This is a genomic window from Pseudomonas sp. MWU12-3103b, assembly GCF_023100615.1.
Classification (GTDB): Bacteria; Pseudomonadota; Gammaproteobacteria; order Pseudomonadales; family Pseudomonadaceae; genus Aquipseudomonas; species Aquipseudomonas putida_A.
In genome coordinates, this window is the sequence record NZ_JALMEY010000003.1 from 227,541 (window position 1) to 248,840 (window position 21,300).

Annotated in this window: 20 protein-coding genes; 14 read left to right on the forward strand and 6 right to left on the reverse strand. The window is 60.4% G+C overall.

What is annotated here, in order from left to right:
• Positions 1-466: 466 nt before the first annotated feature.
• The 10 genes from M0808_RS07145 to M0808_RS07190 all read left to right on the forward strand — a co-directional run bounded on the left by M0808_RS07145 (position 467) and on the right by M0808_RS07190 (position 9,912).
• Complete coding sequence (locus tag M0808_RS07145) at positions 467-1,216, forward strand: electron transfer flavoprotein subunit beta/FixA family protein (protein ID WP_003226982.1); 750 nt, start codon at positions 467-469, stop codon at positions 1,214-1,216.
• Between the two features lie 2 nt (positions 1,217-1,218).
• The gene (locus M0808_RS07150; RefSeq protein ID WP_247840499.1) at positions 1,219-2,148 is read left to right on the forward strand and encodes an FAD-binding protein; all 930 of its coding nucleotides are present in this window, start codon (positions 1,219-1,221) and stop codon (positions 2,146-2,148) included.
• A gap of 80 nt (positions 2,149-2,228) precedes the next feature.
• The gene (locus M0808_RS07155; protein ID WP_098964995.1) at positions 2,229-3,050 is read left to right on the forward strand and encodes a transporter substrate-binding domain-containing protein; all 822 of its coding nucleotides are present in this window, start codon (positions 2,229-2,231) and stop codon (positions 3,048-3,050) included.
• Between the two features lie 9 nt (positions 3,051-3,059).
• Complete coding sequence (locus M0808_RS07160; protein ID WP_047598756.1) at positions 3,060-3,416, forward strand: DUF4398 domain-containing protein; 357 nt, start codon at positions 3,060-3,062, stop codon at positions 3,414-3,416.
• On the forward strand, positions 3,413-4,225 hold the full coding sequence (locus tag M0808_RS07165) for an OmpA family protein (RefSeq protein ID WP_098964994.1): 813 nt from the start codon (positions 3,413-3,415) through the stop codon (positions 4,223-4,225). Before M0808_RS07160 ends, M0808_RS07165 begins: the two co-directional genes overlap by 4 nt.
• 201 nt (positions 4,226-4,426) lie before the next feature.
• Positions 4,427-5,866: a PLP-dependent aminotransferase family protein gene (locus M0808_RS07170; RefSeq protein WP_003226969.1), complete on the forward strand. Its 1,440-nt coding sequence runs from the start codon at positions 4,427-4,429 to the stop codon at positions 5,864-5,866.
• A gap of 78 nt (positions 5,867-5,944) precedes the next feature.
• Positions 5,945-6,439, forward strand: coding sequence for a translation initiation factor 2 (locus M0808_RS07175; RefSeq protein ID WP_098964993.1), 495 nt, complete (start codon positions 5,945-5,947; stop codon positions 6,437-6,439).
• 165 nt (positions 6,440-6,604) lie between these two features.
• Positions 6,605-6,859 (forward strand): YkgJ family cysteine cluster protein, encoded by a 255-nt coding sequence (locus tag M0808_RS07180; RefSeq protein ID WP_041069283.1) that lies wholly within the window; start codon positions 6,605-6,607, stop codon positions 6,857-6,859.
• 41 nt (positions 6,860-6,900) lie between these two features.
• Positions 6,901-7,506: an START domain-containing protein gene (locus M0808_RS07185; protein ID WP_135296322.1), complete on the forward strand. Its 606-nt coding sequence runs from the start codon at positions 6,901-6,903 to the stop codon at positions 7,504-7,506.
• Between the two features lie 312 nt (positions 7,507-7,818).
• Positions 7,819-9,912 (forward strand): LTA synthase family protein, encoded by a 2,094-nt coding sequence (locus M0808_RS07190; RefSeq protein ID WP_247840501.1) that lies wholly within the window; start codon positions 7,819-7,821, stop codon positions 9,910-9,912.
• A 57-nt stretch (positions 9,913-9,969) separates the two neighbouring features.
• On the opposite strand, the gene M0808_RS07195 is transcribed toward M0808_RS07190, so the two are convergent.
• The gene (locus M0808_RS07195) at positions 9,970-10,128 is read right to left on the reverse strand and encodes a DUF3309 family protein (RefSeq protein WP_169432680.1); all 159 of its coding nucleotides are present in this window, start codon (positions 10,126-10,128) and stop codon (positions 9,970-9,972) included.
• A gap of 323 nt (positions 10,129-10,451) precedes the next feature.
• Here M0808_RS07195 and M0808_RS07200 point away from each other — a divergent pair, with 323 nt between their 5' ends.
• From M0808_RS07200 to csrA, 3 genes are all read left to right on the forward strand, one after another.
• Positions 10,452-11,267 (forward strand): SDR family oxidoreductase, encoded by an 816-nt coding sequence (locus M0808_RS07200; RefSeq protein ID WP_247840503.1) that lies wholly within the window; start codon positions 10,452-10,454, stop codon positions 11,265-11,267.
• Between the two features lie 63 nt (positions 11,268-11,330).
• Complete coding sequence (locus M0808_RS07205) at positions 11,331-11,663, forward strand: YnfA family protein (RefSeq protein ID WP_003226957.1); 333 nt, start codon at positions 11,331-11,333, stop codon at positions 11,661-11,663.
• A 146-nt stretch (positions 11,664-11,809) separates the two neighbouring features.
• The gene (csrA, locus tag M0808_RS07210; RefSeq protein WP_027612397.1) at positions 11,810-11,995 is read left to right on the forward strand and encodes a carbon storage regulator CsrA; all 186 of its coding nucleotides are present in this window, start codon (positions 11,810-11,812) and stop codon (positions 11,993-11,995) included.
• On the opposite strand, the gene M0808_RS07215 is transcribed toward csrA, so the two are convergent.
• From M0808_RS07215 to mnmC, 5 genes are all read right to left on the reverse strand, one after another.
• Positions 11,992-12,219 (reverse strand): YheU family protein, encoded by a 228-nt coding sequence (locus M0808_RS07215; RefSeq protein ID WP_003192759.1) that lies wholly within the window; start codon positions 12,217-12,219, stop codon positions 11,992-11,994. The two genes, csrA and M0808_RS07215, sit on opposite strands and share 4 nt — an antisense overlap.
• Positions 12,220-12,389: 170 nt before the next feature.
• Positions 12,390-13,580 (reverse strand): osmoprotectant NAGGN system M42 family peptidase, encoded by a 1,191-nt coding sequence (locus M0808_RS07220; protein ID WP_027612398.1) that lies wholly within the window; start codon positions 13,578-13,580, stop codon positions 12,390-12,392.
• A 164-nt stretch (positions 13,581-13,744) separates the two neighbouring features.
• Positions 13,745-15,493, reverse strand: a complete 1,749-nt coding sequence (ngg, locus tag M0808_RS07225; protein ID WP_247840505.1) for an N-acetylglutaminylglutamine synthetase — start codon at positions 15,491-15,493, stop codon at positions 13,745-13,747.
• A gap of 3 nt (positions 15,494-15,496) precedes the next feature.
• Entirely contained in the window at positions 15,497-17,269 is a 1,773-nt protein-coding gene (locus M0808_RS07230) for an N-acetylglutaminylglutamine amidotransferase (RefSeq protein WP_047598738.1), read from the reverse strand.
• A 149-nt stretch (positions 17,270-17,418) separates the two neighbouring features.
• Positions 17,419-19,398 carry a bifunctional tRNA (5-methylaminomethyl-2-thiouridine)(34)-methyltransferase MnmD/FAD-dependent 5-carboxymethylaminomethyl-2-thiouridine(34) oxidoreductase MnmC gene (gene mnmC, locus M0808_RS07235; protein ID WP_247840507.1) on the reverse strand — a complete coding sequence of 660 codons (1,980 nt, stop codon included), beginning with the start codon at positions 19,396-19,398 and terminating at the stop codon, positions 17,419-17,421.
• Between the two features lie 341 nt (positions 19,399-19,739).
• Between mnmC and pap the strand changes: the two genes are divergently transcribed.
• Positions 19,740-21,254, forward strand: coding sequence for a polyphosphate:AMP phosphotransferase (pap, locus tag M0808_RS07240; RefSeq protein ID WP_047598735.1), 1,515 nt, complete (start codon positions 19,740-19,742; stop codon positions 21,252-21,254).
• The last annotated feature ends 46 nt before the right edge of the window (positions 21,255-21,300 follow it).

A 21,300-nucleotide genomic window follows, 5' to 3' on the forward strand; every position in this document is an offset into this window, starting at 1 on the left:
ATCCGTTATTGCCTTTACGTTAACGTCAAGGGTAATAATGGGCAAACCACCTTTCTCTCTAGGCGGCGCATTATATCTACACCACTCCGAGCGTCCAATACAAACGTTTGTTTGAATCGGCTCCAGCCCAGAGAAATCAAAGAAGCGCGGCTTATGAACGGCCATTTTGCCGTATTGACCGGAATAGGCGTTCCGGTCAAGATACGGGCGGTTTTGCGCTCGCCGTAGGCAGACTGGCGGTTTCAAGAGCACCTCTAAAGACAGGGCACAGGCAGTACAAGGTGATGCGCAGCGCAAGTCCGGCGCGCAGTTTACACACCGTGCGATTCAATGACCCGTTGGTCACCACTGACGAACGGTCATCGCCCCCAGCCGGCGTTTTTAGAGGTGCCCTTGTGCCCGATGAGCATCAACCGCCAGGTTCGCCTAGGCGACTTTCTTTTCACCGGAGAGTAACGAGGAATCCATGAAGGTTCTTGTAGCTGTCAAACGCGTTGTGGATTACAACGTCAAGGTCCGCGTCAAGGCGGACAATTCCGGCGTAGACCTCGCCAACGTCAAGATGTCGATGAACCCGTTCTGCGAAATCGCAGTGGAAGAAGCCGTACGCCTGAAAGAGAAAGGTGTTGCGACTGAGATCGTCGTCGTCTCCATCGGCCCGTCCACCGCTCAGGAACAGCTGCGTACCGCACTGGCTCTGGGTGCCGACCGCGCCATCCTCGTCGAATCCGCTGAAGACCTGACTTCGCTGGCCGTGGCCAAGCTGCTCAAGGCCGTGGTCGACAAGGAACAGCCTCAGCTGGTGATCCTGGGCAAACAGGCGATCGACAGCGACAACAACCAGACCGGCCAGATGCTCGCTGCACTGAGCGGCTACGGTCAGGGCACTTTCGCCTCGAAAGTCGAAGTCTCCGGCGACAGCGTTGCCGTGACCCGCGAAATCGACGGCGGCGCGCAGACCGTTTCGCTGAAACTGCCAGCCATCGTCACCACCGACCTGCGTTTGAACGAGCCGCGCTACGCGTCTCTGCCAAACATCATGAAAGCCAAGAAGAAGCCTCTCGAAGTGCTGACTCCGGACGCTTTGGGCGTTTCCACCGCCTCCACCAACAAGACCCTGAAAGTCGAAGCGCCGGCTGCACGCAGCGCAGGCATCAAGGTCAAGTCGGTGGCTGAACTGGTCGAGAAACTGAAAAACGAAGCGAAGGTAATCTAAAAATGACTATCTTGGTAATCGCTGAACACGACAACAAAGTGCTGGCCCCGGCCACACTGAATACCGTGGCTGCTGCTGCCAAAATCGGCGGCGACATCCATGTGCTGGTTGCAGGTCAGGGCGCTGGCGCCGTGGCTGAAGCCGCTGCGAAAATCGCTTGCGTGAGCAAAGTCCTGAACGCTGACAATGCCGCCTACGCGCATCAGCTGCCGGAAAACGTCGCTCCGCTGGTAGCAGAGCTGGGCAAGGGCTACAGCCACATCCTGGCTGCCGCCACGTCCAACGGCAAAAACATCCTGCCGCGCGTTGCCGCTGCACTGGACGTTGACCAGATCTCCGAGATCATCTCGGTAGAAAGCGCCGATACTTTCAAGCGTCCGATCTACGCCGGTAACGCTATCGCTACCGTGCAATCGACCGCTGCGATCAAAGTGATCACCGTGCGTGCCACCGGTTTCGACCCGGTTGCCGCTGAAGGTGGTTCGGCAGCTGTTGAAGCCGTAGCGGCTGCGCACGACGCCGGCACTTCCAGCTTCGTCAGCGAAGAACTGGCCAAGTCCGATCGTCCAGAGCTGACCGCTGCCAAGATCGTCGTTTCCGGCGGCCGCGGCATGCAGAACGGTGACAACTTCAAACACCTGTACGCTCTGGCCGACAAGCTGGGCGCTGCCGTGGGTGCTTCGCGCGCCGCGGTCGACGCAGGTTTCGTACCGAATGACATGCAGGTCGGTCAGACCGGCAAGATCGTTGCGCCACAGCTGTACATCGCCGTCGGTATCTCCGGCGCGATCCAGCACCTGGCCGGCATGAAAGACTCCAAAGTGATCGTTGCGATCAACAAGGACGAAGAAGCGCCGATCTTCCAGGTGGCCGATTACGGTCTGGTGGCGGATCTGTTCGAAGCGGTACCTGAGCTGGAGAAGCTGGTCTAATCCGGCAGCTTCACTTATAAAGAGCCCGGCCTTATGGTCGGGCTTTTTTTTGTCTCGAATTTGCGTGGGAGTGTTTTGCCATGGATCTGCGCCGCGGGTTGTTATTGGGATTGATCCTGTTACCGGGGATGGCTGCGGCCGCCGGTAAATGCGAGCGCCTTGTCGTCACCGGCAGCCCGGATGCGCCGCCGTACCTGTGGCAGGACCCGCAGAATCCCAAGCACTTGATCGGCGCCAGTGCCGACCTGTTGCAGCAAGTGGCCAAGGATCTGGGGATCAAGGTCGAGCTGCTCTACGCCGGCAAACGCGCGCAGGCCCTTGATGAAGTACGCAGCGGGCGCATGGACATGCTGGCCGACACGCCGCTGATGTTCAACGAGCTGGAAAACCTCGACTACATCTATCCGCCGTTGCTGGAAAACGACTATCTGGTGTGGACGCGCAAAGGCTCGACGCTGGTCTACAGCGAAGCCAGGGACCTGCACGGGCACACCGGCGGGCTGTCGGAAAAGTCTCGAATGACCCAGGCATTCGGCACTTTCGCCGAGCAGAATCTGACCCTGACCCGGACGGCAAACATCACTCAAGCTTTTCAGAAACTTCTGCTGGGTGAAGTCGAATATGTACTCGCCGGTCGCTACTCGGGCATGGCCGCCGCGCAGGCATTGGGCATGGCCAATGATCTGCTGGCGTTCGAGCAACCGATCGACCGACCGGGACTGTTCCTCGCGGTTTCGCACAACTCGGCCTGCAACGATCCGTGGTTGCGCGGACAGCTCGCTAAAAAGATGACAGAATTGCCCGCGTCCGGACTGACCGAAGCCGCGCTGCAACGCAACATCGAGCGCTGGAAGGCTCAGCAGCAACAGCCGCAGCCACCTGTCAGTGCCCCAAAACAGTAGGGATTCTTAGTGAGTATTCGACCTCTTTTCGCGGCCATGGCCGTTCTGGCCCTGGCCGGCTGTGCCAACGATCCTGCGCCCAATGAGCAAATGCGTTTGACCGAGCAGGCCATCACCCAGGCCAAAGCTGTCGGTGCGACCGCCGATGAACTGCCGGAAATGAAACTGGCCGAAGACAAGTTCAACCGGGCCAAGGGCAACATGACCGACGAGTCTTTCAAGAACGCCCGCATGCGCGCCGAACAGGCCGAGCTGGACGCACGTCTGGCAGAAGCCAAGGTGTTGACGCAAAAGAGCGAAGAGCAACTGAACGTGCTCAACACCCGCATCATCCGTCTGCGCAAGCAACTGGGAGATGCCCAATGAGCCTCAAGTCCAAAGCCCTCGGCGGGTTGATTCTGGCCGGTTGTGCAAGCCTCTACGGTTGCGCCGGTCAACACAGCGAAGCCGCCTTGCAGCAGGCCAGCAGCGACTTCCAGAAGGTCAAGGAAGATTCCAATGTGCTGCGTATCGCGCCCAAGGACGTGATCCGCGCCGGTGAATCGCTGGCCCGTGCCGATCGCCTGTCGACCTATTGGGGCAGCGGCTGGGATGTCGCGCATTACGCCTACCTGAGTCAGCGTTACAGCGAAATCGCCCGCGAACACACCAATCTGGTGCTCAACGAAGAGCGTGCGGCGAAGCTTGAGCTGGAGCGTCAACGCCTGCAACTGGCCCTGCGCGAGTCCAAACTGCTGAGCGTGCAGCAGCAGGGCAAGTGGCTCGAGGAGCAGATCGTTGCGCTGGCCACCACGCAAACCGATCGCGGTCTGGTCATGACCTTGGGCGACGTGCTGTTCGACACCGGCGAAGCGGAGCTGAAGAACTCGGCCAACCGTGTAGTGCTGAAGATCGTGCAGTTTCTGCAGCTCAACCCGAAACGCGTGGTGCGCATCGAGGGCTATACCGACAGCACCGGCGGCAAGCAGGAAAACCTCAAGCTGTCGCGTGATCGTGCGCAGGCGGTGGCCGATGTGCTGATGGACCTGGGTATCGAGGACAAGCGGATTCAGGTCGAAGGTTACGGCGACGAATACCCGGTGGACGTCAACGCTTCCGAGCGTGGGCGAGCACAGAACCGTCGGGTGGAAATTGTGTTCTCCGACGAAAAAGGCCAGCTCGGCGCCGCCCGCTGAGGGCTGCGTCTCTGGAAAGCCCGGCCTGTCATGCAGCGCCGGGCTTTTTTACGTCTGTCGAATAGCACGCAAATCCGTACAGCTGTAGCTGACACTGCACTGTACGGTCGACTATGGTGGCAACTGTCCCAGTACACTTCTAAACTGTTCCGGTATTGTTTCACACAAGAATAAAATGCCCGTGAAATCGAGTGCTGCGTCATGACCAACCTCTTGCTCTACCAACGTATTGCTCAACAGCTGGCGGAAGACATCCGGCGCGGTGTCTATCAGCCCGGAGAACGCGTGCCGTCGGTGCGCAAGATGAGTTCGCAGCTCAATGTCAGCCATGCAACGGTGTTGCAGGCTTACGCCAACCTCGAAGATCAGGGCCTGATCCGTGCACGGCCGCAGTCCGGTTACTACGTGCACCAGACCCCGGCACTGACAGCGCCGACCCCGGACATCGCCCGGGTCGAGCGGCCAGGACTGGTCACCCGCGCCAGCATCATTCAGCAAGTGTTGGTCGAATCCCGGCGCGAAGGGGTGTTCCCGTTGGGCGCTGCGGTGCCGAGTGTCGATTACCTCCCGGTGCGCGCGCTGCATCAACAACTGGCCAAGGTCACCCGATTCCATAGTCCGCGCGCGTTCAGTTACATGTTCAGCCCGGGTTTCGAACCGCTGCGTCGGCAAGTGGCGATCCGCATGCGCGATGCCGGGGTCGTCGTCGATCCGTCAGAAGTGGTGATTACCCACGGGTGTGTCGATGCGCTGCAGATGTCGCTGCGGGTGCTGACTCGTCCGGGCGACCTGATCGCCGCCGAATCGCCAACCTATTACGGTCTGCTGCAACTGGCCGACCTGCTGGGCCTGAAAGTGATCGAGATCCCCAGCGATCCGGCCACCGGCATGAGCCTCGAAGCCTTGCAACTGGCGGCGAACCAATGGTCAATCAAGGCGCTGGTTCTGACCACTCGCCTGAGCAATCCACTGGGCGGCACCATGCCGGAAGAGCGGCAGAAACAATTGCTGCGCCTGGCCTCGGACTTCGATATCCAGATCGTCGAAGACGACATCTATGGCGAGTTGATGTTCGAACAGGGCCGCACCAAAGCCCTCAAGGCCTACGATCGACTGGATCGGGTGATCTACTGCTCGAGCTTTTCCAAGACGTTGTCGCCGGGTGTGCGGGTCGGCTGGATGATCGCCGGCAAGTATCAGCAGGAAATCCAGCGTCTGCAGACCTTCACCACGCATTCGGCGTGCAGCGTCACGCAAATGGCGATTGCCGCTTATCTGGAAAATGGCGGTTATGACCGGCATTTACGGTACATCCGCCAGGAATACCGAAAAAACCTCAGCGCATTTCAGCTGGCGGTGCAGCAGTACTTCCCCGAAGGCACGCAAATGACCCGGCCCACGGGCGGTTTCATCCTCTGGGTGAGTCTGCCGGGCAGGGTCAATACCCAGGAATTGCACGTCCGCGCCTTGCAGCAGGGCATCAGTATTGCGCCGGGGCTGATCTTCAGTAATACCGAGCAGTTCAACCACTGCATCCGCCTGAATTGCGGCACGCCGTGGAATCGCGAGGCGGAAAGGGCGCTGATGACCCTCGGTTTGCTGGCGACTCAACTGTGTCAGGAAACCGCAGGCGGTTTCTGAACGAGTGGCGCACCGTGCTTGTCTTGTGACACTCAACAGGCGAGCATATGGCCCTCTGCCGTTAGTGTTGTGGGGCTCATGAAAGCGATTTTGCCTGCTGTCTGGATTTTGCTTGGTGTGTTGACGATGGGCCATGCGCCCGGTGTCATGGCAGCTGCCGTTCAGGAAAAGCCCGCAACGTCCACCCCGGCAAGCAAATCGGCCGCGAGCAAAAAAGCCGTTGCGGATAAAAAAGCACCGGCTAAGAAAGCCTCACAGAAGAAAGCCGCCCCGGTGAAGAAGCGTCCCCCGGTCGCTTCCAAGTCGAAATCGGCCAGTGAGGTGGCTAAAACCAGACTGCCGCCGGCCAAACTGGACCTGAGCCTGCCCAAAGACATGGTTCAGCAACTCAAACCTGCCGGTACTGTGTCGATGCCCAAACACGAGGCGATCCTGCCGCAGATGTTCGGCGAGAAGAACAGCGGCTTCCAGCTCAACGGCCGCCTGCTCAGCAACGAAATGCAGTTGCAACTGCGCAACGAAGAGCGCCGCGATATTGAAGGCGCTGCGCTGGATTTCGAGTTCAAGCAATAAATTCAATCGAGCCGTGACCCGCGAACCAGACGCTTTGTCGGAGACTGGTCAGTCACATTCAGTTATTGGTAAAAACCCCGGTCCAGGGAATTTGAAACAACCGTTTTAGCGGTTACTCTGTCCGTGTCTCTTTAACACATTGCCCGTCGCGAGGACTTGCTCGTCATGAAATGCCGTGAAGGCTGTGGCGCTTGCTGCATTGCCCCGTCCATCAGCTCTGCCATTCCGGGCATGCCCAACGGCAAACCTGCCGGCGAACGTTGCGTGCAACTCTCGGTCGAAAACCTGTGCAGCATTTTCGGTCAGCCGGAGCGTCCGGCGGTCTGTTCAGGATTTGCCGCCGATGTCGAAGTCTGTGGCAGCAGCTCCGAGGAAGCGATCAAACTGATCGGCTGGTGGGAGCAGATGACGGCGGCGTGATGTGTCAAACGAACGGAACTTCAACAATAAGGAATAAGACTATGGGTTCGCTGCATCGTATCGCTGTGTTGTGTGGTTTGACCGCTGTGCTGGCTACTTCGATGGCTCAGGCCGAAGACTGGAAGGTCGCCAAGGAACAGGACGGGATCAAGGTCTCGCTGGCCGAAGTGCCGGGTTCCGATTACAAGTCCTATCAGGGTGTTGCCCTGATGAAGACCACCGTTGCCAAACTGCGTGCCTTGCAGGAAGACGTGGCCGGAGCCTGCGCCTGGATTCACGAATGCAAAACCCAGAAACTGCTCAAGCACGAGGGCGATCAGAGCTGGACCTATACCCAATTCAATACGCCGTGGCCAGTGACCCCACGTGATTCGGTGTTGCACATCACCACCGTTGAGGGCGCCGATGGCAGCCTGACCCGCAACCTCGAAGGCGTGCCGAAGTACCTTCCCGAAGAGAAAGGCTTTGTCCGTGTCGCTCAGGTCAAAGGGTTCTGGAAGTTCGTACCCAAAGGTGATCAAGTCGAAGTGACCTATCAGGTGCACACTGAGCCCGGCGGCAGCGTGCCGAGCGTGATCGCCAACAAGTTCGTGGTCGATGCGCCGTTCAATACGCTGAAGTCCCTGAAAGAACGCGCCGAGAAGTAATTCTTCGCGCTGACAGCAAAACGCCCCGACCGAATCGGGGCGTTTTGTTTTGTCGTTATATTGTGTTTCCAGATATGCGTTGAACGAAATTTTCACAAAGTGTTCCAGACAATTCGCCCGCGCAACTCGGTTTGTCCCCCGTCCGAATGCTTGTATGAAAGAGTCGGGCAATGGGGCAGTAATCAATGGCAATGCTGCCGTTGATCGTGCAACATTTGCGCACCGCGCACGCCCCGGGGCCTGGAATGGCCAAAAGAGGGCATGGCGCCGCTGTATTTTGCAACTTCAACTTCCAATGGGTCCTAAAACGACATGGCAAACCCGGACGCCCTGAATCAGCAGCGATCTTCCACTCGCCTGCTGCAACCGACCGTCAAATCGCATCTGGCCTACACGCTGCTGTGTGCCCTGGTCATGATGGTGATGTTTTCCGTGCTGCGCCTCGCGCTGCTGGTCTACAACCGCGAGATGATCCTCGATACCCCGGCTTCGACCTTCCTCGAAGCCTTCGCCAACGGCCTGCGTTTCGACCTGCGCCTGGTGGTCTACGTCTGCGTTCCGCTGCTGCTGGCACTGTTCAGTGCGCGGGCGATGGCTGCGCGTGGCTTCTTCCGTCTGTGGCTGACTGTGGCGTCGAGCATCGCGCTGTTCCTCGGCCTGATGGAAATGGACTTCTACCGCGAGTTCCACCAGCGCCTCAACGGCCTGGTGTTCCAGTACGTGAAGGAAGACCCGAAAACCGTAATGAGCATGCTCTGGTACGGTTTCCCGGTAGTGCGTTACCTGCTGGCGTGGGTCATCGGCACCGTGATCCTGACCCTGGCCTTCAAGGGCGCCGACCGTGCGACCCGTCCACGCGGCCCGTTCAGCGGTGGCAACGTCGGCACCCGTCAGGTGGCGCCGTGGTACACCCGCCTGGCAGTGTTCGTGGTCTGCCTGCTGATCTGCGTCGTAGCCGCACGTGGCACCCTGCGTCAGGGCCCGCCGCTGCGTTGGGGTGACGTGTACACTACCGAATCGAACTTCGCCAACCAGCTCGGCCTCAACGGTACGCTGTCGCTGATCGCCGCTGCCAAGGACCGCATGGGCGAGGATCGCAACAACATCTGGAAAGCCACGCTGCCGCAGGAACAGGCGCAGAAAGTGGTGCGCGAGATGCTGGTGATGCCGGACGACAAACTGGTCGACGCCGACATTGCCGCCGTGCGTCGTGACTACACGCCACCGGCCGACAAGACCCTGCCGATCAAGAACGTAGTCGTGATCCTGATGGAAAGCATGGCCGGTCACTCGGTCGGCGCCCTGGGCGCACCGGGCAACATCACACCTTACCTCGACAAACTGTCGAAGGAAGGCCTGCTGTTCGACCGCTTCTTCTCCAACGGCACCCATACCCACCAGGGCATGTTCGCGACCATGGCGTGCTTCCCGAACCTGCCAGGTTTCGAATACCTGATGCAGACCCCGGAAGGCAGCCACAAGCTGTCCGGTCTGCCGCAGCTGCTCAGCGCGCGCAAGTATGACGACGTGTATGTCTACAACGGCGACTTCGCCTGGGACAACCAGTCGGGCTTCTTCAGTAACCAGGGCATGACCAACTTCGTGGGTCGTAACGACTTCGTCAATCCGGTGTTCTCCGATCCGACCTGGGGCGTGTCCGACCAGGACATGTTCGACCGTGGTCTGCAGGAGCTGAAGGCACGGGAAAACGGCAAGCCGTTCTACGCGCTGCTGCAAACCCTGTCCAACCACACGCCGTACGCCTTGCCGACGCCATTGCCGGTCGAGCGCGTGACCGATCGCGGTAGCCTCAACGAACACCTGACCGCCATGCGTTACGCCGACTGGGCGCTGGGTCAGTTCTTCGAGAAGGCGCGTAAAGAGCCGTACTTCAAGGAAACCCTGTTCGTCATCGTCGGTGACCACGGTTTCGGCAACGAGCGCCAGATCACTGAAATGGACCTGGGCCGCTTCAACGTGCCGATGCTGATGATCGCCCCGGGCATTCAGGAAAAATTCGGCACCCGTGACCACACCGTGGGTACCCAGATCGACATCGTGCCGACCATCATGGGCCGTCTGGGTGGCGAAGTGCGTCACCAGTGCTGGGGCCGCGACCTGCTCAACCTGCCGGCCGGCGACACCGGTTTCGGTGTGATCAAGCCGTCGGGTAGCGAGCAGACCACTGCCATCGTCACCGCCGACCAGATCCTGGTGCTGCCGAAAGAGAAGGAAATGGCGCCGAAAATCTACCAGTACCAACTGGGCGCGAACCCTTCTGCCGAGATCATTCCGGACGCACCGCGTACCGCCGAACTGAAGTTCAAGCTGGAAGCGTTCTTGCAAACGGCGACCAAGAGCCTGATGGACAACACCGCCGGTGTGATCAACGGCAAGCCGGACTGATAAAACCGCTGCATAAAAAAGAGGCCCCTGAGGGCCTCTTTTTTTTGTCTTGGGGTTTTATATCCTGCCAAGTAACAGCAAGACCAGCAGCACCACCAACACCACGCCGATAATGCCCGAAGGACCATAACCCCAACTTCTGGAGTGCGGGAAGACCGGCAGACCACCGATCAGCAACAGGATCAGGATAATGATAAGAATTGTGCCCATGTCGATTTCCTTGTTTATAGCGTTCGAGAAGACTTGGTGTTCAAGGGCGACTGGAGGCTAACTAATTCCAGACGGCTTACAAATTCCGACTGGTGCGAATGAAAGAAAATTCAATGTTTTTTTAATGTATTTGGATTACTCGTTTATTTCCTTTAAAGCGCGAGATCAAAAGATCGCAGCCTTCGGCAGCTCCTACAGGGAATTCATGTAGGCGCTGCCGCAGGCTGCGATCTTTTGATCCTGTATTCAGCAATCTGATGGAGCGTGGGTGGCCAGTGTTCCTTCGCTACACTCCGTGCATCTCCTACGGAACAACAAGGCTGTCTGCTATGCAAAATCGCATGATGATCACGGGTGCGGGCTCAGGTTTGGGTCGCGAAATCGCGCTGCGCTGGGCGCGTGAAGGCTGGCAGCTGGCCTTGTCCGACGTCAGCGAACCTGGCCTGCAGGAAACCCTGAAGCGGGTGCGCGAGGCCGGTGGTGACGGTTTCACCCAACGTTGCGATGTGCGTGACTACAGCCAGCTCACCGCGTTTGCCCAGGCTTGCGAAGTGAAGCTCGGCGGTATCGATGTCATCGTCAACAACGCCGGTGTGGCGTCCGGCGGGTTCTTCAGCGAGCTGTCGCTGGAGGATTGGGACTGGCAGATCGCGATCAACCTGATGGGGGTGGTCAAGGGCTGCAAGGCGTTCCTGCCGCTGCTGGAGCAGAGCAAAGGCAAGATCATCAACATCGCTTCGATGGCTGCACTGATGCAGGGCCCGGCGATGAGCAACTACAACGTGGCCAAGGCCGGTGTAGTAGCGCTGTCGGAAAGTTTGCTGATCGAACTGGCGCAGCAGGAAGTCAGCGTGCATGTGGTCTGCCCGTCGTTCTTCCAGACCAACTTGCTCGACTCGTTCCGTGGTCCGACCCCGGCCATGAAAGCCCAGGTCGGCAAGTTGCTGGAAAGTTCGCCGATCACGGCTGCCGACATTGCAGACTATATCTACCAGCAAGTGGCCGCCAGCGAATTCATGATCCTGCCGCACGAGCAGGGGCGCATGGCCTGGGCGATCAAACAGAAGAATCCGCAACTGATCTACAACGAAATGACCACCATGGCCGATAAAATGCGCGCCAAGGCCAGACAAACCAACGGCTGAACTTGCCCCGAGGATGTTGCGTCGTTAGGGTGGCCGCAATGGTCACCCTGTCGAGACGCATCAATGCTCAATTACCTGTGGTTCTTCCTCGCGGCGCTGTTTGAAATCGCCGGTTGTTTCGCCTTTTTCATGTGGCTGCGTCAGGGCAAAAGTGCCTTGTGGGTGATCCCGGCGCTGCTCAGCCTGACCCTGTTCGCGCTGTTGTTGACCCGCGTCGAAGCGGCTTATGCCGGGCGCGCCTATGCCGCCTATGGCGGGATCTACATCGTCGCGTCGATCGGCTGGCTGGCGGTGGTCGAGCGTGTGCGCCCGCTGGGTTCGGACTGGATCGGCGTGGCGCTGTGCGTGATCGGCGCCAGCGTGATCCTGTTCGGGCCGCGATTTTCCGCGGCTTGAGGCGAGACTGTTTAGCCATTTGCAGGAAACGTCTGACGGGCGCAGCGCTTGTGGGTGTAGGGCAAGACTGAATTGCTCACGACGTATTGTCGAGCGCGCGCCCACCGCGCATCTTCAGGGCTGGCTAACCCTGAAGGATAAATTCCATGCTTGTACTCAGCCGTGTAGTGGGCGAGTTGATTTCCATCGGTGACGACATATCCGTGCGCGTGTTGTCAGTCAACGGCTCCAGTGTGCGCTTTGGTGTCGAGGCGCCGCAGAAGGTCAATGTGCACCGTTCTGAAGTCTATCAGCGGATCCAGCGCAAACAGGTCACCGAAAAGGTCCGCTAGTCGAACAGATGCTTGGGCACATCGTGTTTGAGCATCAACTGGCATTGTTCGCTTTCCGGGTCGAAGACGATCAGCGCCTGGCCTTTGGTCAGCGCCTGGCGCACGCGCAGCACGCGGGTTTCCAGCGGTGTGTCATCACCGTTGTCGGTGCCGTCGCGGGTGACGAAGTCCTCGATCAGGCGGGTGAGGGTGTCGACTTCAAGAGCGTCGTAGGGAATCAGCATGGGCACCTCGGCTAAATCAATGGCGGGATGCTACGGCGATTGGTGGCTGGCTGCCAGTTTTGTGTGGTTTGTACCGGCCTCATCGCGAGCAGGCTCACTCCTACAAGGAAATGCATTCCAACTGTAGGAGTGAGCCTGCTCGCGATAGCCATAGTTCAGATAACAAGGATTCAGCTGTCCGAGCGCTGCCCCACCAGACTGTCCACCGACGGCACTCGCGTATCGCTCTCCATCTGTGTCTCATGTTCGATCTGGTGACTGAAGCGATCCAGCGAAGCATTGGCCGGCGCCGCATCGCTGGCAAATACCGGCGGACTCAGAATGTACGCCCCGAGCAAACGACTGAGCGCCGCCAGACTGTCGATGTGCGTACGTTCATAACCATGGGTCGCGTCGCAGCCAAAGGCGAGCAGGGCGGTGCGGATATCGTGCCCGGCAGTCACCGCCGAATGCGCGTCGCTGAAGTAATAGCGGAACAGGTCGCGCCGCACCGGCAGTTCGTTTTCACCGGCCAGACGCAGCAAATGCCGCGACAGGTGATAGTCGTAAGGGCCACCGGAATCCTGCATCGCCACGCTCACCGCGTGTTCGCTGGAGTGCTGGCCGGGTGCGACTGGCGCGATGTCGATACCGACGAATTCGCTGACGTCCCATGGCAATGCCGCCGCCGCACCGCTACCGGTTTCTTCAGTGATGGTGAACAGTGGGTGACAGTCGATCATCAACTCCTGACCGCTCTCGACGATGGCTTTGAGCGCAGCGAGCAATGCCGCGACCCCGGCCTTGTCGTCGAGGTGACGGGCGCTGATGTGGCCGCTGTCGGTGAACTCCGGCAGCGGGTCGAACGCCACCACGTCGCCGACGCTGATGCCCAGCGAGTCGCAATCGGCCTTGGTCGCGCAGTAGGCGTCCAGACGCAGCTCGACGTGATCCCAGCTGATCGGCATCTCGTCTACGGCAGTGTTAAACGCGTGCCCGGAGGCCATCAGCGGCAACACGCTGCCGCGTATCACGCCATTGTCGGTGAACAGGCTGACCCGGCTGCCCTCGGCAAAGCGGCTCGACCAGCAACCGACCGGGGCCAGGGTCAGACGACCGTTGTCTTTCACTGCACGCACTGCGGCGCCAATGGTGTCGAGGTGCGCGGAGACGGCGCGGTCGGGGCTGTTTTTCTTGCCCTTGAGGGTGGCGCGAATGGTGCCGCGACGGGTCATTTCGAAAGGGATGCCAAGTTCTTCCAGACGCTCGGCGACGTAGCGCACGATGGTGTCGGTGAACCCGGTAGGGCTGGGAATGGCGAGCATTTCCAGCAGGACTTTTTGCAGGTAGTTCAGATCCGGTTCAGGGATTTGAGTGGTCATGGAAACTCCTGATGAGTTGAGGCGCATCGATGGTTTCGATGAGGGGAAAGATTTGTAGTGCCTGATCCGGCCCCTTCGCGAGCAAGCCCGCTCCCACATTTGGAATGCGTTCAACCTGTGGGAGCGGGCTTGCTCGCGAAGGCGTCAGTCCAGACGCCTCGGAATCAAGAAACAGCCGGCTGACTGTGCGGAAACAACAAATCGACAAAGCGCTCCGCCGTCGGCTGCGGCTCATGATTGGCCAGCCCCGCGCGTTCGTTGGCTTCGATAAACACGTACTCCGGTTGATCCGCCGCCGGCACCATCAGGTCGAGGCCGACCATCGGAATGTCCAGCGCTCGCGCTGCACGGACGGCGGCATCGACCAGGGTCGGGTGCAGAATTGCCGTGACATCCTCCAGCGTGCCACCGGTGTGCAGATTGGCCGTGCGACGCACGAACAGGTGCTCGCCCGCCGGCAGGATGCTGCTGTAGTCATACCCGGCCGCGTGCAGGGTGCGTTGGGTTTCGTGATCCAGCGGGATCTTGCTCTCGCCACTGGTAGCGGCTTGCCGACGCCGGCTCTGCGCCTCGATCAATGCACCGATCGAATGATGGCCGTCACCCACCACCTCGGCGGGACGACGAATCGCTGCCGCCACCACCTCAAAACCGATCACCAGAATCCGCAGGTCGAGGCCTTGGTGGAAGCTTTCCAGCAGTACGCGGCTGTCGAAACGCTTGGCGGCTTCGATGGCCTGCTGCACCTCTTCGATGCTCTGCAGATCCACCGCCACGCCCTGGCCTTGTTCACCGTCGAGCGGCTTGACCACCACACGCTGATGCTCGTCAAGAAACGCCAGGTTGTCGTCGGCGTTGCCCGCCAGTTGCTGCGAAGGCAGCTTCAGGCCGGCGCCTTTCAACACTTTGTGGGTCAGGCTTTTGTCCTGGCACAGACTCATGCTGATCGCGCTGGTCAGGTCGCTCAACGATTCGCGGCAACGTACCCGGCGCCCGCCATGGCTGAGGGTGAACAGCCCGGCTTCGGCATCGTCCACTTGCACATCGATGCCGCGCCGGTGCGCTTCCTCGACGATGATCCGCGCATAAGGGTTGAAGTTGGCTTCCGGCCCGGGCCCGAGGAACAGCGTCTGATTGATGCCGTTCTTGCGCTTGATGGCGAAGGTCGAGAGGTTGCGAAAACCGAGCTTGGCGTAAAGATTTTTGGCCTGACGGTTGTCATGCAGCACCGACAGATCCAGATAACTCAGGCCGCGACTCATGAAGTGCTCGACCAAGTGCCGCACCAGTACTTCGCCGACACCGGGCCGCGAGCACTGCGGATCCACCGCCAGGCACCACAGGCTGCTGCCATGTTCCGGATCGTTGAAGGCTTTCTGGTGATTGAGGCCCATGACGCTGCCGATTACCGCGCCACTGTCTTCATCTTCGGCCAGCCAGTACACCGGGCCGCCCTGATGATGCGGGGTCAGCCGCGTGGCATCGATCGGCAACATGCCGCGTGCCTGATACAGCAGATTGATCGCTTGCCAGTCCGCTTCGCTTTGCGCCCGACGAATACGGAAACCACGAAACACGCGGGTGGCCTGGCGGTAATCGCTGAACCACAGGCGCAAAGTATCGGATGGGTCGAGAAACAGTTGCGTCGGTTCCAGCCCGAGAATCTGCTGCGGTGCGGCGACATAAAGGGCGATATCGCGTTCGCCGGGCTGCTCGTTCAGCAGTTCCTGCGCCAGCGTCGCCGGGTCAGGGAAAGTGTGGCCGATCAGCAGCCGACCCCAACCGCAATGTACGGCGATGGGGGCGGCGCCGAGTTCGCTGCCGTCTTCGGCCAGACGCGCCTGCAAGCGTTCATACGACGGTGTCTGACCGCGTATCAGGCGCTGATTGATCGCTGTGGCGTGAGGTTTCATCAATCAGATTCCTTGTTCACTGAGCCACAGGTTCAGGGCCGCCAGTTGCCACAGTTTCGAGCCGCGCAATGGCGTCAGTTGGCCTTGCGGATCAGTCAGCAATTTGTCGAGCATGGCCGGGTTGAACAGGCCACGATCCTGGCTCGGATCCAGCAGCAGTTCACGCACCCAGTTCAGGGTGTCGCCTTGCAAGTGCTTGAGGCCCGGCACCGGGAAGTAACCTTTCTTGCGGTCGATCACTTCGCTTGGAATCACCAGACGTGCAGCTTCTTTGAGTACCTGTTTGCCGCCGTCCGGCAGCTTGAACTGGCCGGGAATCCGCGCCGAGAGTTCCACCAGGCGATAGTCGAGAAATGGCGTGCGAGCCTCCAGGCCCCAGGCCATGGTCATGTTGTCGACACGTTTGACCGGGTCATCCACCAGCATCACCGTGCTGTCCAGACGCAAGGCTTTATCGACTGCGGCATCGGCGCCGGGTTGGGCGAAGTGTTCTTTCACGAAGTCGCCGGCCGCGTCATTCGCGGTCAACCATTTCGGTTGCACGGTGGCGGCGTAGTCGTCGTAGCTGCGGTCGAAGAACGCCGCGCGATAGGCTGCGTATGGATCCGCCGCACCGTCGACTTGCGGGTACCAGTGATAACCGGCGAACAACTCGTCCGCACCCTGGCCGCTTTGCACCACTTTGCAGTGCTTGGCCACTTCGCGCGACAGCAGGTAGAAGGCGATGCAGTCGTGGCTGACCATCGGCTCGCTCATCGCACGGAACGCAGCGGGCAGTTGCTCGATGATCTCTTTTTCGTCGATGCGCAATTGATGATGTTGAGTGCCGTAGTGCTTGGCGATCAGATCGGAATACTGGAATTCATCGCCACGCTCGCCGCCGGCATCCTGAAAACCGATGGAAAAGGTCGACAGGTTCTCCACCCCGACTTCTCGCAGCAGGCCGACGAGCATGCTCGAATCGACACCGCCGGACAGCAGCACACCGACATCCACCGCTGCGCGTTGACGAATCGCCACCGCCTCACGGGTGCTGTCGAGCACGCGGTCGCGCCAGTCTTCGAGGGTCAGGTTTTTCTCGTCGTCATGTGGGCCGTAGGGCAGGGTCCACCAGGTTTTCTGCTCGGTGCGGCCATCGGCTTCGACGCGCATCCAGGTCGCTGGCGGCAGCTTTTCGATGCCCGCGAGCAAGGTGCGTGGAGCGGGCACCACCGCGTGGAAATTCAGGTAGTGATTGAGCGCCACCGGATCGAGGATCGGGTTGATGTCGCCGCCTTTGAGCAGCGCCGGCAGGGCCGAGGCAAAGCGCAAACGCTGGCCGGTGCGCGACAGGTACAAAGGCTTCACGCCGAGACGGTCGCGAGCGATGAACAGGCGCTGGGCATCACGCTCCCAGATGGCGAACGCGAACATGCCGTTGAGTTTCGGCAGCAGCGCTTCGCCCCAGGCGTGGTAGCCCTTGAGCAGCACTTCGGTGTCGCCACCGGAATAGAAGGCGTAGCCCAGCGCTTCGAGTTCGGCGCGCAGTTCCGGGAAGTTGTAGATCGCGCCGTTGAAGGCCAGGGACAAACCGAGCTGGCTGTCGATCATCGGCTGCGCCGAGCCGTCCGACAGGTCCATGATTTTCAGGCGACGATGGCCCAGGGCAATCGGCCCTTGGGCATGGAAGCCCCACGCATCGGGGCCGCGAGGGGCCAGGTGATGGGTGATTCGCTCTACCGCTGCAAGGTCTGCAGGTTGATGATCAAAACGTAACTCGCCAGCTAATCCGCACATAAAGTCCTTACCGGTTTTTCCGTTGGGGAGGGGTCATTCAAGTCAGGCCAAAATGGCCGGTACTCAGAAACTGACCCGCTGCAGATGTGGGAGTTTTAGAACGATGAGTTATAAGAGGGGGCGACTGACCAGCGGCCAGTCGCGATTTTTCATTTGCCGCGAATCAACGTGCGCAGTGCAAAACGATTGGGATGGCAGGCCTCGGCGACACTTCTGGGCAGTGGCAGCGGCTCGTTGTCCAGCCACGCCGCGAGCAGTTCGCCCGACAGCGGCGCGGTGATCAGCCCGCGTGAACCGTGGCCACTGTTGACGTACAGGCCATCGAGCCACGGGCAGGCGATGTCCGGCACTTGTCGCGCGTCCTTGCTCAACGCGGCGTAGGCCTTAGCGAAGGCTGTGCGGTCGGCGAGGGGGCCGACGATCGGCAGATAGTCGGGACTGGTGCAGCGGAATGCGGCGCGTCCCTCCAGAGTTTCCGGGGGCAGTTGATTGATGTGCAGGCGCGCCACCAGATCGCTGGAGATCTCTTCGAGCATCGCCAGATTGCCCAGGTGTTCGGCGGTGGTCGGGGTCAGGTCGTCGCTGTTGAAGTCGAAACTCGCACCCAGCGTGTGTTCGCCCAAGCGTGCAGGGGCGACATAACCTTCGGCGCAGACCACGGTGCGCAGTGTCTGGCTCTCGGTGGTTTGCGGCAGGCGCGTGATCTGCCCGCGAATGCGCTTGAGCGGCAACTCGGCACTTTGCGCAAAGCGTTTGATCTCCGCCGCGCCGGCCAATATCACCACCGGCGCGCTGGCGAGCACGCGGTCGCCGTCGAGGGCTTGCCACTGACCCTCGACCTTGCGTAGTTCCAGCGCATCGTGATGCTTGAGCAGTTCGATTTTTGCTTGCGCGGCTTGCGCCTGGCACAGCGCGGGTGGATGCACCCAGCCCCCTTCGGGGTAGAACAGCCCGCCGTGTGCCAGCGCAATCCCGGCTTGGATTTCGGCTTGCGGCTGATCAAGCCAGTGCACCAGATCTTCCGGGAATGCCGCGGCCAGTTGCGCCTGACGCTCGGCTTCCTTGGCGTTGAAAGCCAGTTGCAGCACGCCGCAATCGTCCCAGTCGGTGCCGCGTTGCAAGGTTTCCAGCAGACGGCGGGTGTAGCCGAAGCCGCTGACGATCAGTTGCGACAACGCGGTGCCGTGGGCTGATAACTTCAGGTACAGCACGCCCTGCGGATTGCCCGACGCCTCCTGCGCCACGGCCTCGTGACGCTCCAGCAGACTGACTTGCCAACCGCGCGCGGCGAGGCTGGCAGCGGTCGCACAACCGGCCAGCCCGGCGCCGATCACCAGCGCCCGACGTTCACCGGTTTGCGGGGCAGGGCGGGCGAACCACGGTTTGTCCGGCAGCGGTGGCGCGACGTCCTGCGGCCAGCCGAGAAACTCGCCGCGCAGGATCTCCCACTTGTGGCCGATGCCCGGCGTGCGTTTCATCTTGAACCCGGCCGCGTTGAGCAGACGCCGCACCCAACCGGTGCTGGTGAAGGTGCTGATGGTCGAACCCGGCGCGGCCAGTCGAGCCAGTTCGACGAACAGTTCAGCGGTCCACATGTCGGGGTTTTTCGCCGGGGCGAAACCGTCGAGAAACCACGCGTCGATTTGCGCATCGAGTTGCGGCAGTTGTTCCAGCGCATCGCCGATCAACAGCGTCAGCGTCACGCGGCCATTACCGAGAACGATCCGCTGAAAGCCCTGATGGATCGCCACGTACTGCGTCAGCAGTTGATCGGCCAGTGGCTTGAGCTGCGGCCACAAGGCCAGCGCCCGTTGCAGATCGGCCGGGCTCAACGGGTATTTTTCGACGCTGACGAAATGCAGCCGCGCACCGGCCACCGCGTGCTGTTCGAACAACTGCCAGGCGCAAAGGAAATTCAGCCCGGTGCCGAAGCCGGTTTCGCCGATCACCAGTCGCCCGTGCGCCGGCAGCGCGGCAAAGCGCTCGGCCAGACGGTTCTGTTCGAGGAACACGTAACGGGTTTCATCCAGCCCCGACTGGTCGGAAAAATACACATCATCGAACACCCGCGAGCGCGGACGTCCGTGGTCATCCCAGTCGAGTTGGGCGTGGGGCAATACAGGTTTCATGGCAGGCTCGGCAACGACAAGGCGGCCATTCTAGCCGATCGGGCGGAGGGTGCTTGATCCATGGCAAGGCCTGGCTGTGCAGCCTCGAAGACAATTAACGATTTGGGCGCGGATCAGAGCAACCTGTGGCGAGGGGATTTATCCCCGATCGGCTGCGTAGCAGTCGCAATCCCGCTACCAGCGTGCATCTGGCGTTGAATGGCTTTGGGGCCGCTGCGCTGCCCATCGGGGATAAATCCCCTCACCACAGAGTTTTTCTTGAAGCCAAAAGGAGCGGAATTTCTCCGCCGCGCCCATGCCCAATCCGCTAGTCTTGCTGAATCCTGGAAGGAGCCGTCCCCATGTTTGAATCCGCCGAAATCGGCCATGCCATCGACAAAGAGACTTACGACGCGGCTGTGCCTGCATTGCGTGAAGCACTGCTGGAAGCGCAATTCGAGTTGCAGCAGCAGAAGCGTTTTCCGGTGATCATTCTGATCAACGGCATCGAGGGCGCAGGCAAGGGCGAGACCGTCAAGTTGCTCAACGAGTGGATGGACCCGCGTCTGATCGAGGTGCGTACTTTCGATCAGCAGACCGATGAAGAACTGGCGCGGCCACCGGCCTGGCGCTACTGGCGAATGCTCCCGGCCAAGGGACGGATGGGCGTGTTCTTCGGCAACTGGTACAGCCAGATGCTTCAGGGCCGGGTTCACGGTCTGTTCAAGGATCCGCGTCTGGATCAGGCGATCAACGCCGCCGAGCGTCTGGAAAAAATGCTCTGCGATGAAGGCGCGCTGATCTTCAAGTTCTGGTTCCACCTGTCCAAGAAGCAGATGAAAGCGCGGCTCAAGGCGCTGGCCGACGACCCGCTGCACAGCTGGCGCATCAGCCCGCTGGACTGGCAGCAATCGCAGACCTACGACAAGTTCGTCAAATACGGCGAGCGCGTGTTGCGCCGCACCAGCCGCGACTACGCGCCATGGCACATCATCGAAGGCATGGACGCCAATTATCGCAGTCTTGCCGTCGGCAAAATCCTGCTGGAAGGCCTGCAGAATGCGCTCAAGCGTCCAGAGGTGCATACCGAAGAGGTCAACGCCGCCCCGTTGGGCACGGCGGTCGATCAACTCAACCTGCTCGACAGCCTCGACCTGAACCAGCGGCTGGAAAAGAAAGACTACGAAGAACAACTGATCACCGAGCAGGCGCGGCTGTCCGGGCTGATGCGTGACAAGCGCATGCGCCGCCATGCATTGGTGGCGGTGTTCGAAGGCAACGATGCGGCGGGCAAGGGCGGGGCGATTCGTCGGGTCGCGGCGGCGCTCGATCCGCGTCAGTACAGCATCGTGCCGATTGCCGCGCCGACCGAAGAGGAGCGCGCGCAGCCGTATCTGTGGCGCTTCTGGCGGCACCTGCCGGCGCGGGGCAAGTTCACCGTGTTCGACCGCTCCTGGTATGGCCGGGTGCTGGTGGAGCGGGTCGAGGGCTTTTGCAGTCCGGCCGACTGGCTGCGGGCCTACAGCGAGATCAACGATTTCGAAGAGCAGATCGCCGACGCCGGAGTCATCGTCGTCAAGTTCTGGCTGGCGATCGACAAGGACACGCAGATGGAGCGCTTCCAGGCCCGCGAGCAGATTCCGTTCAAGCGCTTCAAGATCACCGAGGACGACTGGCGCAACCGCGACAAGTGGGACGCCTACCGCGCCGCCGTGGGCGACATGGTCGACCGCACCAGCACCGAGATTTCGCCGTGGACGCTGGTCGAGGCCAATGACAAACGCTGGGCCCGGGTCAAGGTCCTGCGCACGATCAACCGAGCGCTTGAGGAAGCATTCGCGAAGTCCGACAAACGCGCGAAAAAACACAAGGACTGAGCCGATGGACACGCATACGCGGGGTGAATGATTGTCGCGGTCGGCG

Bases quoted from the DNA above. Each gene is read 5' to 3' on its own strand.
- M0808_RS07150 (WP_247840499.1), top strand. From the start codon at position 1,219: ATGACTATCTTGGTAATCGCTGAACACGACAACAAAGTGCTGGCCCCG.
- ngg (WP_247840505.1), bottom strand. From the start codon at position 15,493: ATGAAACCTCACGCCACAGCGATCAATCAGCGCCTGATACGCGGTCAG.
- M0808_RS07200 (WP_247840503.1), top strand. From the start codon at position 10,452: ATGCAAAATCGCATGATGATCACGGGTGCGGGCTCAGGTTTGGGTCGC.
- M0808_RS07165 (WP_098964994.1), top strand. From the start codon at position 3,413: ATGAGCCTCAAGTCCAAAGCCCTCGGCGGGTTGATTCTGGCCGGTTGT.
- M0808_RS07220 (WP_027612398.1), bottom strand. From the start codon at position 13,580: ATGACCACTCAAATCCCTGAACCGGATCTGAACTACCTGCAAAAAGTC.
- M0808_RS07180 (WP_041069283.1), top strand. From the start codon at position 6,605: ATGAAATGCCGTGAAGGCTGTGGCGCTTGCTGCATTGCCCCGTCCATC.
- M0808_RS07175 (WP_098964993.1), top strand. From the start codon at position 5,945: ATGAAAGCGATTTTGCCTGCTGTCTGGATTTTGCTTGGTGTGTTGACG.
- pap (WP_047598735.1), top strand. From the start codon at position 19,740: ATGTTTGAATCCGCCGAAATCGGCCATGCCATCGACAAAGAGACTTAC.
- M0808_RS07205 (WP_003226957.1), top strand. From the start codon at position 11,331: ATGCTCAATTACCTGTGGTTCTTCCTCGCGGCGCTGTTTGAAATCGCC.
- mnmC (WP_247840507.1), bottom strand. From the start codon at position 19,398: ATGAAACCTGTATTGCCCCACGCCCAACTCGACTGGGATGACCACGGA.
- M0808_RS07145 (WP_003226982.1), top strand. From the start codon at position 467: ATGAAGGTTCTTGTAGCTGTCAAACGCGTTGTGGATTACAACGTCAAG.
- M0808_RS07190 (WP_247840501.1), top strand. From the start codon at position 7,819: ATGGCAAACCCGGACGCCCTGAATCAGCAGCGATCTTCCACTCGCCTG.
- M0808_RS07230 (WP_047598738.1), bottom strand. From the start codon at position 17,269: ATGTGCGGATTAGCTGGCGAGTTACGTTTTGATCATCAACCTGCAGAC.
- csrA (WP_027612397.1), top strand. From the start codon at position 11,810: ATGCTTGTACTCAGCCGTGTAGTGGGCGAGTTGATTTCCATCGGTGAC.
- M0808_RS07155 (WP_098964995.1), top strand. From the start codon at position 2,229: ATGGATCTGCGCCGCGGGTTGTTATTGGGATTGATCCTGTTACCGGGG.
- M0808_RS07215 (WP_003192759.1), bottom strand. From the start codon at position 12,219: ATGCTGATTCCCTACGACGCTCTTGAAGTCGACACCCTCACCCGCCTG.
- M0808_RS07185 (WP_135296322.1), top strand. From the start codon at position 6,901: ATGGGTTCGCTGCATCGTATCGCTGTGTTGTGTGGTTTGACCGCTGTG.
- M0808_RS07170 (WP_003226969.1), top strand. From the start codon at position 4,427: ATGACCAACCTCTTGCTCTACCAACGTATTGCTCAACAGCTGGCGGAA.